The sequence below is a fragment of the Pannonibacter sp. I15F10I1 genome, assembly GCF_900185665.1.
GTDB classification, from domain to species: Bacteria; Pseudomonadota; Alphaproteobacteria; order Rhizobiales; family Stappiaceae; genus Pannonibacter; species Pannonibacter indicus.
Genome location: NZ_FYAN01000007.1, coordinates 209433 through 223548 on the forward strand (window position 1 = coordinate 209433; position 14116 = coordinate 223548).

Here is a 14116-nt window from a genome sequence, read left to right on the forward strand (position 1 = left end):
GAAGGCCCGGCTCTTTGTGTCTTTAGCCAAAATCAGACCAGCGCAGTTGCTGATTGCGCTTGACCGCAAGCGTCAGCTTGCGACCAACGACATCGTCAAACCGCGAGACGGGGATCTCGCCATTGCCCGGCCGCCGCGCCCAGATATCGGCTTCGGTGATCACATGGCCTTCCGGCAGATCCCGGTCTGCGACAACGGATCCGCGGGCGAAGCGGTAGACATCTTCTTCCGGTGCCGTGCGCTTTTTCTCGTTGTGAAGCGCGATGTGGATCTCCCGGGAGCGCTCGATCAGAAACCGCAGTTCGGACGGGTCCATGGAACAGGAAATATCCGGACCCTTGCGGTAGCGCGTGTCGGTGAAATGCCGCTCCAGAATACAGGCGCCCAGCGCCACGGACGCCAGCGCCATCTCCGGGCCGATGCTGTGATCGGAGAAGCCGACAACTGCATTGGGAAATGCCGCCTTCAGATCCGTCACACCCCTGAGGGAAACGATCTCCGGCGGGGAGGGATAGAGGTTCGTGCATTCCAGCAAGGCATAGCCAATGCCGGCCTTGTCCAGAATTTCCACGGAAGGGCGGATGCTGTCCAGCGTCTGCATGCCCGTGCTCATGATCACCGGCTTGCCGAAGCCGGCGATGTGCCGGATCAGCGGCAGGTGATCGCATTCACCGCTGCCGATCTTGAAGCCGGGCACATCGATGGAGTTGAGGAAATCGGCAGCCGCGCGCGAGAACGGGGTCGAGATGTAGATGAGGCCGAGGCTTTCGGTGTAGGCCTTAAGTTCCTTCTCCGCCTCCAGTGGCAGGGCGCAGCGGCGCATCACCTCGAAGATCGAGACATCGGCATTGGGCGGGAAAATTTCCTTGGCTTCATCCGTCATCTCGTCTTCGACGATATGCGTCTGGTGCTTGATCATCTCGCAGCCGCTCTGGGCTGCGGCGCGCACCATCGCCTTGGCAACATCCAGGCTGCCGCCGTGGTTGATGCCGATTTCGGCGATCACCAGCGGAGGATGCGCGGGACCAATGTCTCTGTGTGAGATCTTCATCATTGTGGTTCGCTCTCAGGTTCAATCAGGCCCAGACGCTTGAGGCGCTCGTCTGGTGACCATGTTTCCCGCCATTGCGTCAAGCGTTCGATGAAGCCGGGCAGAAGCGTAGCTGCCGGAACGTCCTGCACCTTGCGGGTATAGGTCATTCTTGGGAACCAGGGAGGAGACTCCTTCCCGAGAAGAAAGCCGCCCAGTTCCCGGCCATAGCTCCAGCATGGGATGTCGTAGCTGCCAGCGATATCTGCCACACTGGTATTTACTGTAATGATGAGGTCGCAGCAGCTGGCAAGGGCGGCAGCATCCGTCATATTGTTCATCTGATCGATATCTTCGAAATGAACTAAGTCCGCCTTCACGCCTTGCTGCAGGAAAGCGACCTCACGGTCGGTACATGCATACTGCAGATTGAGAAAAGTAATGCCGGGAATGCGCAGAAGAGGGGCTATCTCGGGCGCAGACATATAGTTCTTGGCGCGCACTGTCAGAAGATTGCGCGACCTCCAGGATATGCCAACGACTGGCCTCTTGCCGGGATTTGGAATGCGGCTGTACAGCTCGCGTGCCCGCTCGACATTCGTTCTGAACACCGGGTGCTTCACGCGCTCAAAATCGTCAAACGAATTCCTGAAGAACTTGGCAAGGTCTGTGATGCAGATATGGCAGTCATAATCATGTGCCGTGGGACGGAGCGTCAGTCCGTCAAACTCTGCCGTCCGTACAGAAACGCTGGGAAAAGAGTATTGGAATGGCTCTACCAGCTTTTGCGGGAGTTCAACGATGACCCGGTCCGCAACAGCAATAAGATCCGGAAGCATGGTTGCAGAGCGATACGCATCGCCAACGCCCTGATCGTGCCAGACCAAGATGGTTTTGCCTGAGAGGTCGCCGCCGTCCCACTCGGGGCAATCAAACTCCCGCGATAGCACATTACCGATGTTGCGCCTGTTTGCGGCCGTGTGGAGGGCCCAGCCGCGCTTCAGATCACCCAGGCCAAGATAGGAGAATGACAGGTTCCATAGGAGCGTAGGACTAGGATTCTTGATTGAAGCAATGGCCTTTTCAAATACCCTTCTCGCCTCGTCAAAGCGCTCGCTCCCTTGAAGGATGACACCAAGCGTGGACAGGCGTTCTATGTTGTGAGGCTCATCTTCATGTGCCGCTTGTGCATATGGCGTTGCAGCAATAACGTTACCTGTATTGAATAATAGGCGCGCCATCTCATGCATGAGATCGCCGTTGTTCGGAAAGAGCTGCAGCGCCAGTTCCAGTTCTGCCTCTGACTGCTCATACTGCAGTGTCTCAAGCCGGGCGCGAGCTCGCTGGACCCACAAGTCAATGTTGCTTCCCTCTAGCCGGGTTGCCTTGTCGAAGAACTCAACGGCCTGATGGAACTTCTTCTGATCGCGCAGCAGGATGCCATAGTTGCGGTAGGCGTCGCCATAATCCGGGTGGTCGACTATGATCTGCTTGAAGATTTCCTCTGCCTCAGTCTCCCGGTCCAGTTTGGTCATGGCCACGGCACGCAGGCTTTGCGCTTCGGCAAGCCGCGGGTCCAGCGCCACGGCCCGTTCGGCTGCGGCCAGCACATCGGCATGGTTCTCTTCATCAAGGTCAGAGAGCGCGCGTGCCAGATTGGCATGATAGGGGGCGCGGTCCGGGGCGAGGGAAATTGCCTTGCGGATGAACTCCACTGCCCGCTTGGGGAAGCCCAGCTGCCGGTAGCAGACACCCAGAAGGTGGTTAGCATCCGGAGACGAAGGGTTCTTCTTCAGGACGGTTTTGTAAAGCCGCTGCGCTTTCTCGACTTCACCGGCCTGCTGCAGGGCCACGGCCTTGCGCATTGTGTCGAGTGTCGTGGTGGCGGCATTTGCCGGCTTGAAGCTCATTCGTCCATCCGCTGACTTCGGAGAATCACTCCGCAAAGTCTAGCAAGAAAAGCTCGGAAATGGGTGAGCTGTCCGCATTCGCCTGTTCTGCCGCTGATTTGCCCTTGGAAAGAGTGCAGTGGCCAATGCTTGACGCAAACAGGCAGGCTCAGGGGGCCTGCCTGTGGATTTTCAAGAGAAGTCTTCAGGCCGCCTTGCTGGCCGCAGCTGCAATCTTCTGCAGGTTCTCGAAGAAGTGGCGCACATCATCCCCGATCTGCGCCGAGCAGCTCTTGAGGCCATCGGCAGCCACCTGGAAATCTGCGGCGGCGGTGCCTGTCTGGGCAATGGCGCCGGCCACACGGTCAACGTTGCCGGCCAGAGACTGGGAGCCGGAGGCTGCGCTCTGGATGTTCGACGAAATCTCGCGCGTCGCCGCACCCTGCTGCTCCACCGCAGCGGCGATGGTGGCCGTCATGTTGTCGACTTCCTTCACCGTGTCGGAAATCGCATTGATCGACTTCACGGCGTTCTGGGTGGCCGACTGGATGGCGGAGATCTGGGACGAAATCTCTTCCGTCGCCTTGGAGGTCTGGTTCGCCAGTTCCTTCACTTCGGCTGCCACGACCGCAAATCCGCGTCCGGCTTCGCCAGCGCGGGCGGCCTCGATGGTCGCGTTGAGGGCGAGGAGGTTGGTCTGCTCTGCAATGGCCTGAATGAGGCTGATGACGTCACCGATCTTCTGGGCCGAATCGGACAGGCGCCCGACTTCGGCAGAGGTCCGGTTCGTCTCGCCATTCGCCCTGCGCGCCACATCCGAGGCGCCGGTGACCTGGCGTGAAATCTCGGCGATGGAACTGGACAGTTCTTCCGTCGCTGCGGCGATCGTCTGGATATTGCTGGTTGTCTGGACAGAGGAATGTGCAGCTTCGGAGGCTTCCGCCGTCGCAGAGACGGACATGTCCGACAGGGAGATGGCCTGGCGGGTCACCTTCTCAGCGCTGTTGCTCACCTCCGTCATGGTGGCGTCCACCTTGACCTTGAAAGTGTCGATGGCGTGGCTGATCTGCCGCTCCTGTTCCTGTTGCAGCTCCATCAGAACGTCCTGATAGGTCGAAATGGCAAGATCCAGGTCGAACAGCACTGCCTTGTTGAGCGCCTGCACGGCGGTCAGTGCCCTGCGCTGAGAGAAACGGTGCTTCTTCAGGACGATGCTGACCAGCTCGTTCAGGACATACTGATAGCCTGCGATATACCACTTCGGCTCCAGTCCGATGCGGACATGGGCCCGGCCAATGCGGTCTATGCTCTCGAAATAATCCCGGTCAAACCGGCCGGAGAACAGCTTGGCCCAGTGACCACCTTGGGCCTTCTTGAGCATGTCCTCACGATTTCCGACAAGGGCCGCCATCTTCGGCTGTGACTTGAGGTGGGAATAGAAGCCGTTAAGCACGGCGGGCAGTGCTTTCTGGATGAAAGGCCAGAGTTCCGTAAGGGTCGACTTCGTCTCCGCGTCAATCCTTGCGAAGCTCAGACGGTCCCTCATTTCCTCGTCACTGTACAACATGATGCATCCTCGATTGAGCTGCCGTCACGGTAGAGCGAGTCTTTTGAAAGAAGAGTTAATTCAAGTGCAGATGCTGACATGACATCGCATCTTGTCTGACTTAGATCAAGAAAGGTGACCAAAATCACAGTCGGTGTAAATATCGATAATATGCGAGTGTGCATCACGCCATATTTTACTATAAGTAAAGTAACTGGCCTCTGACGTGAGGGCGCCCACAAGTGCGCGCCTTCAACTTCTTATTGTAAATACTTGGATATAAACTTAAAAATGGTGGGCGATGCAGGGATTGAACCTGCGACCTTTCCGGTGTGAACGGAACGCTCTCCCGCTGAGCTAATCGCCCGCCGCTGTGCAGCGTGGGACGGCTTCTATGACATTCTGCGGGGCAGCGCAAGAGGGGATGGACCAAGAATTTCGGCGTTATGAACAGCCCGGTTGCGGGGGGCTGGCGGCAGCTCCCAGTGTTTCCAGCGCAGGCAACAGATCCCTGAAAGAGGAGATGACCCGGTCGGGGCAGAGATCTGCAACCGGCACGCTGGCATAGCCGAAATCGACGGCAATGACCGGGATCTGCGTGGCCCTGGCCGCAGCAATATCGGTCGCCGTATCGCCGATCATGATTGCCTTGCAGGGCTCTCCGCCGGCCCGCCGTATGGCGCCGAGCACGGGCAGGGAGTCGGGCTTGGGCCGTGGATATGTGTTGCCGCCCACGATGGAGCCGAAGAGACGGGTCAGCGACAGCTCGTCGAGGAGCTTGCGAGCCAGATACTCCGGCTTGTTGGTGCAGATTGCCAGCCTCCAGCCACCGCCGGCGAGCTTCTCCAATGTTTCGGGGACATCATCATAGGGCCGGCTGAACGCGGCGATATTGGCCTCATAATAGTCCAGAAAAGCAGCCCGCATGGCGTCCAGCGGTGCTTCAGCTGGGTCGGCGCCGTGAAACATGAGACCGAGGCGGATCAGGGCAGCGGCACCATTGCCGGCCTGTGGCCGGGCCAGTTCCAGCGGAACTGGTCCGTATCCTGCGTCTGCGAGCGCTGCATTGAGGGCAGCTGCCAGATCTTCCGCCGTATCGGCCAGTGTTCCATCCAGGTCAAATACGAGCGTGGCCAAGCAAGGGCCTCCCTGTCACATGCCGCAGCTGATTCTCTGCCCATTCTGCAACTTGCAGCGGGCAGATGGGTGCTGTCAAAGCTTGTAAGCTGTCCTGAATCCGCCCCAGTGGATACCGCACACCGTGATGGGGGCGTCGACTTCCTGCAACCATACGACGTTACCATTTCCCATATCACGGGCATAAGACTGTACAAGTACGGGTCTCGTGTTCCGTGCGGCGCTCAGGCCCGCCCTGTCGTCAAAAATGCGCTTGTTCCGGCAGTTTGCCGCATTCCAGACCGGATCATCCGGCCGCTGCGGATGTGAATAGGCTTTGTTATGCACCGGCAGATAGCCATTACGGTCAATCGCCACGCAAAATATCATCGCGGTATCTTGCGCCAGGATGACGTCCTGGATCTGAGGCAGGATTTGTTCCAGCTGTGCCAGCGCGCGGTTGCTGTACTGAACCGGATTGGTGCCTTGTATGATTTTGTAATCGGTATCGAACAAGGCGTCCCGCGTGAGGCGGCCGGTCTCGATGAGCTTGTGCATCGCCTCGCTGATTCTGGCAGCTCCCTCCTGGGCCCGGCGGACGGAGGTGGCATTCTTTGTCTGAATGCCATGGATGAGCTTGTCGAGGGCCGCGCCCGTCATGTCGTCCATACGGGAGAAATGGCAATGCAGGCCATTGTCACTTCTGTTGACGATCCGCAGATCAATCTGGCCAACGCCGTCAAGCGAAAGGCGGGCACTGGCGGGGGCTGTAATCTGCGCATCGCTGCCCGGCTTAAGCAGGACGCCGGCATGGGAAATGTCGCGCGCTTCGACGGCGGCGGTTTGTCCTGCCAGGGCAAGTGTTCCGTTGATCCGGCAGGGCAGACGGTCTTCGACCCGGCGGTCTCCGGCCGGGCTCTGGCGCAGCATCATCGTGAAGCGTGGCCCGAGCGCCGAAACCGAGGCTGCCATTTTACCCACGGCGCCGTGGACGCTGGTTCCGCTTTCTTCGGCGCGGGAGACAGAATTGTTGATGGTGCTGATGCGCTTGCCCACTTCGTCGATGAAGGCAGCGGTCTGGTTGGCCCTCTGGCTGATATCAGAGGTGGTTGCCACCTGTTCGCGGATCGCATTCTCAACTTCTGCAAAACTTGGGCGCAGTTCGGCGACGGCATCAATGATGCGGCTGACCGACGTGGTGCTCAGATCCGCCGAAGCCTGAAGCCGTTCGATCTTGCTGACGATTTCTTCCGTGGCCTTTTGTGTTTCCACCGAAAGCGCCTTCACTTCGCTGGCAACAACCGCAAACCCCCGTCCGGCGTCCCCGGCGCGGGCCGCTTCAATGGTGGCATTCAGCGCCAGAAGGTTGGTCTGCTTGGCAATGCCTGAAATCAGCCGGACAACATTGGCAATGTCCAAGATCGCCGCCGTCAGTTCCAGAACCCCGGAATTGGCCTCGGTCGCAGCGCCGGTGGCATCCTGTGCCAGCTGGCCTGAACGTTCGACCAGCGCTCCAATCTGCCCGCTGGAGCCGGCCAGTTCCTCGATAGAGGCCGCAAGCTCGGACATCGTGCCTGTGGCTTGTCCCGCCTCCGACTGCAGGTTGAGGGCGTCCATCCGAATCTCTTTCAGCGTATCTTGCTGCGAAGAAAGAAGATTTCGAAGATCATCCGTCTCTGCGGACACCTGTGCAGTCGCTCTGCGCAGGTCCGTTTCTATCATGTCGATCGCGTTCCCGATCCGGCGGGCCGCGTCTTCCCGCTCTTCTTGCGTATCTTTCAGTGCGTCGACTTGCGTCTTCTGCGCAAATTCATCCGAAGCCTCAGGCTTGGGAGGCTTTGAAAAGAGCGAGGAACTGAAGTTCGGGCGCATTTTATTTTCCTAGACATGCCGAATATCGAACGTTCTCAACGTCAGCTGAACGGCAGGTTAATTTTCAATGCTGCCTTGCAACTATTCTCAACGGCGCAGGCCGCGCACGTGAGACTTCGCCTTTGCCCTGAACTTGCCGGCATGCTAATCAGCCCCAACACATGCGGCTTCGGCATGGGGTGCTGCAAGGCATGCCTCCTCCTGCCGCCGCCCATGGGTCTTTCAACGATTGCCGGAAGGGACAGGATGAGCGACGATTTCAAGCGCCAGGCCGCCGAGCGGGCTATGGAAGAAATCCGTGACGGCATGAAGGTCGGCATTGGCACCGGTTCGACCGCTGAGCATTTCGTCCGTGCTCTTGGCCGGGCTGTCCGTGCCGGGCTCAAGGTGACTGGCGTGCCGACATCGGAGCGCACCGCTGCCCTGGCCCGCGAGGAGGGGATCCCGCTCTCCACGCTTGAAGACATGCCCGTGCTCGACGTGACCGTTGACGGCGCAGACGAGATCGATCCGGACATGGCGCTCATCAAGGGCGGTGGCGGCGCTTTGCTGCGTGAGAAAATCGTGGCGGCTGCCTCCGGCAAGATGGTCGTGATCGCCGACAGCGGCAAGCTGGTGCAGCGTCTTGGCAAGTTCCCGCTTCCGGTCGAAGTCGTGCCCTTTGGCCTTGGCGCCACCCGTATTGCTGTGCGCGCCGTTCTTGATAGTCATGGACTGACTGGCGAAGTCTCGCTGCGCGGCGGTGAGGACCATCCTTTTGTCACAGATGGTGGTCACTACATCCTGGATGCCTCGCTTGGAGCCATTCCGGATGCTGCAAAATTGGCCGCTGACCTGAACCTGATACCCGGTGTCGTCGAGACGGGCCTGTTCATCGGGCTGGCGGCCAAGGCCTATGTGGCCGGGCCGCAGGGTGTGGACGTCATAATGAAAGATTGAAGCGCTGGCCGCGGCACCTGCCGCAGCCGGGCACAGACAATGCACGCTGGAGTTTGCACATGAATCTGAAAGCCCTCTTTTCCGCAGGGGTTGTGGTTGCCGGTCTCGCCTTTGCGCCGTCTGCCATGGCGCAGGACCTGACCGAAAGCCATCTTGCCGCCGCCCGCCGCGCCGTGCTCGCAACGGACGCTCTCTCAGCCTTTGATGACATCATTCCCGAGCTTGCTGAACGGACCACAGGAATTTTCATTCAAACTGACCCGTCTCTGACCGGTGTGCTCGATGAAGTGGTGACCGAAGTCGCTCTCAAGATGACCGACGAGCGTCCCGAGCTGAACAAGATGGTCTTTGAAGTCTGGGCCCGCCGCCTGAGCGAAGAAGAGCTGACCGAGATTGCAAACTTCTACGAGAGCCCCACGGGCAAGAAGCTGACCCAGCTGTCGCCGGAAATCAGCGCGCTGTCGATTGGCGCTGCACGCCAGTGGCAGGACAAGCTGTCTCAGGAAATGGTCGTGCAGGTGCGCGGCGAACTTGAGAAGCGTGGCCTGATCAAGCCGTAAGCGGCTCCGGCTTACCAGCGGCCCCGGAGACGGGGCCGTTTGTTTTTGGATGTGACCTGAAGGATCTCACAGGATGAGCGAGTTCAACTACGATCTGTTCGTCATTGGCGGCGGCTCCGGCGGTGTGCGGGCTGCACGGATCGCTGCCACCCACGGTGCGCGCGTCGCGATCGCCGAGGAATACAGGTACGGCGGAACGTGTGTCATCCGGGGCTGCGTGCCGAAGAAGCTGTTCGTTTACGCCTCCAAGTTCTCCGAGGAGTTCGAGGACGCCGCCGGCTTTGGCTGGACGGTCGGCGAGCGCAGTTTCTCCTGGCAGACCCTGATCGAAGCCAAGGACAAGGAAATCACGCGGCTGGAAGGCATCTACCGGCGCAACCTTGACCGGACCGGCGTCGAGCTGTTTGACAGCCGCGCCGTCATCGAGGGGCCCAACAGCGTCCGCCTGCTGTCAACTGGCCAGATCGTGACGGCCCGTTACATCCTGATCGCAACGGGCGGCACGCCGAATGTCGATCCCTCGCTGCCCGGCTGCGAGCATGTGATCACCTCGAACGAGGCCTTCCATCTGTCCGAAATGCCGAGGCAGGTGATTGTCGCTGGCGGCGGCTACATCGCCGTGGAATTCGCCGGCATCTTCAACGGTCTCGGCGCCGAGACGACGCTCATCTATCGCGGCGAGGAAATCCTGCGCGGCTTTGACAATGATCTGCGCAAGGCCGTGCATGAAGAGATGGAGAAGAAAGGCATCAAGATCATCTGCGGCGACACGTTCTCCGCAATCGAAAAGGATGCAGATGGCAAGCTGACGGGCCACACCAAGGGCGGCAAGGCGCTGCCTGCCGATCAGATCCTCTTTGCCATCGGCCGCCGCCCGAATATTGCGGGCCTCGGCCTCGAGAAGGCTGGTGTCGAAGTGGGTGAGGACGGTGCCATCCGGGTGGATGAAACGTCCCGCACCTCCGTTCCTTCGATCTATGCCGTGGGCGACGTCACCAACCGGGCCAATCTCACCCCGGTGGCCATCCGCGAAGGCCATGCCTTTGCCGATACCATCTTTGGCGGCAAGCCCTGGACGGTGGATCACAGCCTCATCGCAACGGCCGTCTTCTCCCAGCCGGAGCTGGGAACGGTTGGCCTCACTCAGGAAGAGGCGCTGAAGCGGACGCCGAACCTCGACATCTACAAGACCAGCTTCCGTCCCATGAAGCACACCCTTTCGGGCCGGGACGAGAAGATGGTGATGAAGCTGATCGTCGATGCTGACACGGACAAGGTCCTGGGCGTCCATATTCTGGGGCCAGACGCTGGCGAATTGGCGCAGGTGCTTGGAATTACGCTGCAGATGGGCGCAACCAAGGCCGACTTTGACCGGACGGTCGCCGTTCATCCCACCGCCGCCGAGGAACTTGTGACCATGCGCGAGCCCACGGAACGCCTGCGCGGCTGAAGTCCGCAGACAGGGCGTGAAACAGGGTAGGGCCACCCGCTCCGGATGCGCATGTTGCATCGGGAGCGGGTGGCTCTTTCCTTGAGTCTTCGAGGCGTGATGTGCCGCCGGTAAAAGTCGCCTTATTCTTGTCGGCTCAGTGTCCGCGGCCTTTCGGGACCTGCTTGATCACGGTGCCGCCGTCACTGATGGCGAGCGAGGGCCTTGCCGGAACGGCTGCCGGTATCGTGCCTGTGACAGCTTTCTTCTCCGGCATTGGGCCCTCTCCACGCGGCAGGCTTGCTGCAAAGACAAGTGTGCCGTCCCGTGCGGACTTGGCAGCGTAAAGCGCAGCATCTGCAGCAGCAAGCAGGGCTTCATCCGTGCTGCCGTCAATGGGGGCGATGGCAATGCCGAGGCTGACGCCGAGTTCTGCATGGATGCCATTGGGCATCGGAATCTCTTCGTCCAGCGCGGCCATGATCCGGCGTCCAAGATCGGCCAGCCGGTCGATATCCGCAAATTCAATCACCACGATCACGAACTCGTCGCCGCCCATGCGTCCGGCAACGCCCGCGCTGCCAACTTCCGCTTCAATCCTGCGGGCCACGGTCGCGAGAACTTCATCACCCGCTGCATGGCCATAGGTGTCGTTGATCTGCTTGAACCGGTCCAGATCGCAGCCGATCAGTGCGAAGGGTTTGTCTGGCAGGCCCGAAATGGCATTTGCAAGAATGGCACTGATCTGCCGGCGGTTGGCGAGCCCAGTGAGCTGATCATGGTCGGCCAGATAGGCAAACTCCTGCTCCCGCTGTTCCAGCGAACGGGTGAGGGTTCCCACCTTGCGCGATACGGCGAAGGCAGAACCGGCCAGCATGGCCCAAAGCAGCAGGATCGTCGGCAAGATCATGCGCCAGACATGCTCGCCCGGCGTTTCGCTGGTCCATTGGAAATGGCCAATGATCTCGCCATCCGGTGATGTGATGGGCCAGCTTGTGCTGCCCGCCGGCGGTGTCTCTCCCGGCACAAACTTCATGTCGCGGAAGGCCAGCTGCGAATTGATGTCGGCGGTGAAGCCCTCGTCGATCAGGCGGGCCGACATGAGGATGACCGGCGGTCCGGGAGGCTGCGCCACAGCTCCGTCATCCGGTACAATCGGCATGGCGCTGATGAATGTCGGCGTCTTGTCGAGCAGAACATAGGCGAAGGTGGCCATGTCATCGATGGCGGGCGGCCCGCTGCGGCCCGATCCGGCCTCTGATGTGCTGCGCAGGCCCTCGTATTTGCGCACGGACGTCTGTGAAACCGCCAGCAGCACCGAAGAGGCGGGCAGGCTCTTGCGGCCGATGCGGGAGACTTCCCTGCGGGATTCAGCAAGCAAGGCGCCTTGCGGATCAACGAGGAAAGCCCGCTCATGCCCAAAATCGTACCAGAGGGAGTCAAGCAGTTCATAGCGGACAAAGGCCGGGTTGAACTTGACCGAGATATTGGCCACCGCCCGGTCCCAGCGGGCAAGGGTCATCTGGTCCCTCGCCATCAGCCGCTGGCGGTCGTGAAGGGCGCTTTCAATCAGCCGCATTTCGTTCCGCACGGCCTGCTTGTCTGCAGCACGTGAGGCGATGTGACCGACATAAAGCAGGGATGCTGTTGCCAGTACCATCAGCAGCGAAGCGAGGAAATAAACCTGATGCGTCAGGCTCCAGCGTCCTGCCGGGTTCTTGCCAATGCCTGCCAGGGGTGACACGCTGCCAATCCTTTCTGGATCTGGTGGACCGCGCTATGGGGAAGGGCCTGCATAAGCATCGTCAGACCACAACATACCTGTCAAAATCTGATAGGGTATAATTGGAAACAGGCCCTTAAGTTCATCAACGATATTTGGTTTCTTTGCATCTCCCATTCGTGTCTGCGTTTTTCTTCTTGTTAATCATCCGTATTTTTACGATGGAGCGGCATGGGTGGCCGTCTTTGCCGTGCCGGCAGGCCGGGCAGGCGCGCTGCGGCCCGGCTTGCATTGCGGCACCTGAGCCACGGTCATCCGGATTGCTGGCGGGATACTGTCCTGGACTGTAGTCTTGAGCCGTCAAGCCGTGTATAAGGCCGCACGTTTCTTGTCCTTCGGGGGGAGACGTTTGCAGCACGTGATGTGAGGAAGTTCCGGCGCCCGTTCTTGTGAGCGCAGCGGGCCATTGGCAGATGCAGGATCTGCCGCCCGTTTGCTCAAGGCAGGGCAAAGCAGCCGGACCGTATTGGAGACTGTGTGATGGCGGAGAAGTGGACACCGGACAGCTGGAGATCCAAGCCGATCTTGCAGGTGCCGGATTATCCCGACAAAGAGGCCCTGGCGGACGTGGAAAAGCGTCTGTCGACCTATCCGCCGCTGGTTTTTGCAGGTGAGGCGCGTCTTCTGAAGCGCCAGCTTGCGGATGTTGCGGCAGGGCGGGCATTCCTTCTGCAGGGTGGTGACTGTGCGGAGAGCTTCGCAGAGCATCATCCGGACCACATCCGTGACTTTTTCCGCGTCTTCCTGCAGATGGCCGTCGTCCTCACCTATGCGGCGTCCCAGCCGGTGGTGAAGGTGGGCCGCATCGCTGGCCAGTTCGCCAAGCCGCGGTCCTCGGACATCGAGAAACAGGGTGACGTGGAGTTGCCGAGCTACCGCGGCGACATCATCAACGACATCGCCTTCACCCCGGAAAGCCGCATCCCGGATCCGAACCGCCTGTCCATGGCCTACCGCCAGTCGGCCGCGACGCTGAACCTGCTGCGCGCCTTCGCGCAGGGCGGCTTCGCCAACCTTGATCAGGTGCACCGCTGGATGCTGGGCTTCGTCAAGGACAGCCCCCAGTCCCACCGCTATCAGGAACTGGCGGACCGCATCTCGGAATCGCTCGCCTTCATGCGTGCCTGCGGCGTTTCGCCGGACAGCGTGCCGCAGCTGCGTTCGACTGATTTCTTCACCAGCCATGAGGCGCTGCTGCTCGGCTACGAAGAGGCCTTCACCCGCGTCGATTCCACCTCGGGCGACTGGTACGCCACCTCCGGCCACATGCTGTGGATCGGCGACCGCACCCGCCAGCCGGATCATGCCCATGTGGAATTCTTCCGCGGCATCAAGAACCCGATCGGCCTGAAGTGCGGTCCGTCCCTTTCGCCGGACGGGCTGCTGAAGCTGATCGACATGCTGAATCCGGAAAACGAAGCCGGCCGCCTGACGCTGATCTGCCGTTTCGGCGCGGACAAGGTGTTCGATCACCTGCCGCAGTTGATCCGCGCCGTGGAGCGGGAAGGGCGCACGGTTGTGTGGTCCTGCGATCCGATGCATGGCAACACCATCACCGCCGCCGGCTACAAGACCCGTCCGTTCGAGCGCATCCTGAAGGAAGTGGAAGCCTTCTTCGCGGTGCACCGCGCCGAGGGCACCCATGCAGGCGGTATCCATATCGAGATGACGGGCCGCAACGTCACCGAATGCACCGGCGGCGCCCATGCGCTCACCGCCGAGCAGCTGGGTGACCGCTATCACACCCACTGCGACCCGCGCCTCAACGCCGATCAGGCGATCGAGCTTGCCTTCCTTGTGGCTGAAAACCTCAAGAAGGAACGCGAGGCCCGCACGGACAAGATCGCAGCCAGCGCCTGAGCGCAGCTGCTTTGACACGCATCAGGAGGGGCAGGCTGCAGGTCTGCCCCTTTTGCATTTGCTCTCAGGCTGAGGACGGAACTGCGATGCGG

At 60.3% G+C, this 14116-nt stretch carries 10 protein-coding genes and 1 tRNA gene; 4 read left to right on the forward strand and 7 right to left on the reverse strand.

Translation table 11 applies throughout. The annotated features are described in order from the left end of the window. Positions 1–22 precede the first annotated feature (22 nt). From IF10I1_RS05495 to IF10I1_RS05520, 6 genes are all read right to left on the reverse strand, one after another. Positions 23–1051 (reverse strand): N-acetylneuraminate synthase family protein, encoded by a 1029-nt coding sequence (locus IF10I1_RS05495; RefSeq protein ID WP_186394038.1) that lies wholly within the window; start codon positions 1049–1051, stop codon positions 23–25. Beyond that, entirely contained in the window at positions 1051–2940 is a 1890-nt protein-coding gene (locus tag IF10I1_RS05500) for a lipopolysaccharide assembly protein LapB (protein ID WP_186393851.1), read from the reverse strand. The genes IF10I1_RS05495 and IF10I1_RS05500 overlap by 1 nt, the downstream gene beginning before the upstream one ends. 184 nt (positions 2941–3124) lie before the next feature. Further along, positions 3125–4486, reverse strand: coding sequence for a globin-coupled sensor protein (locus IF10I1_RS05505; protein WP_186393850.1), 1362 nt, complete (start codon positions 4484–4486; stop codon positions 3125–3127). Between the two features lie 271 nt (positions 4487–4757). After that, a tRNA-Val gene (locus IF10I1_RS05510) sits at positions 4758–4832 on the reverse strand. A gap of 77 nt (positions 4833–4909) precedes the next feature. After that, positions 4910–5602, reverse strand: coding sequence for an HAD hydrolase-like protein (locus tag IF10I1_RS05515; protein WP_186393849.1), 693 nt, complete (start codon positions 5600–5602; stop codon positions 4910–4912). A 75-nt stretch (positions 5603–5677) separates the two neighbouring features. Continuing rightward, positions 5678–7453 carry a methyl-accepting chemotaxis protein gene (locus IF10I1_RS05520; protein ID WP_186393848.1) on the reverse strand — a complete coding sequence of 592 codons (1776 nt, stop codon included), beginning with the start codon at positions 7451–7453 and terminating at the stop codon, positions 5678–5680. 246 nt (positions 7454–7699) lie between these two features. Here IF10I1_RS05520 and rpiA point away from each other — a divergent pair, with 246 nt between their 5' ends. The 3 genes from rpiA to gor all read left to right on the forward strand — a co-directional run bounded on the left by rpiA (position 7700) and on the right by gor (position 10402). Next, positions 7700–8392, forward strand: a complete 693-nt coding sequence (gene rpiA / locus IF10I1_RS05525) for a ribose-5-phosphate isomerase RpiA (RefSeq protein ID WP_186393847.1) — start codon at positions 7700–7702, stop codon at positions 8390–8392. A 59-nt stretch (positions 8393–8451) separates the two neighbouring features. Continuing rightward, positions 8452–8952 (forward strand): DUF2059 domain-containing protein, encoded by a 501-nt coding sequence (locus tag IF10I1_RS05530; RefSeq protein ID WP_186393846.1) that lies wholly within the window; start codon positions 8452–8454, stop codon positions 8950–8952. A gap of 73 nt (positions 8953–9025) precedes the next feature. Next, positions 9026–10402: a glutathione-disulfide reductase gene (gor, locus tag IF10I1_RS05535; protein WP_186393845.1), complete on the forward strand. Its 1377-nt coding sequence runs from the start codon at positions 9026–9028 to the stop codon at positions 10400–10402. Between the two features lie 136 nt (positions 10403–10538). On the opposite strand, the gene IF10I1_RS05540 is transcribed toward gor, so the two are convergent. Continuing rightward, positions 10539–12125 (reverse strand): diguanylate cyclase domain-containing protein, encoded by a 1587-nt coding sequence (locus tag IF10I1_RS05540; RefSeq protein ID WP_208977376.1) that lies wholly within the window; start codon positions 12123–12125, stop codon positions 10539–10541. 519 nt (positions 12126–12644) lie between these two features. On the opposite strand from IF10I1_RS05540, the gene IF10I1_RS05545 reads away from it, so the two are divergent. Continuing rightward, positions 12645–14024, forward strand: a complete 1380-nt coding sequence (locus IF10I1_RS05545; RefSeq protein WP_050471208.1) for a class II 3-deoxy-7-phosphoheptulonate synthase — start codon at positions 12645–12647, stop codon at positions 14022–14024. Positions 14025–14116: the final 92 nt, after the last annotated feature.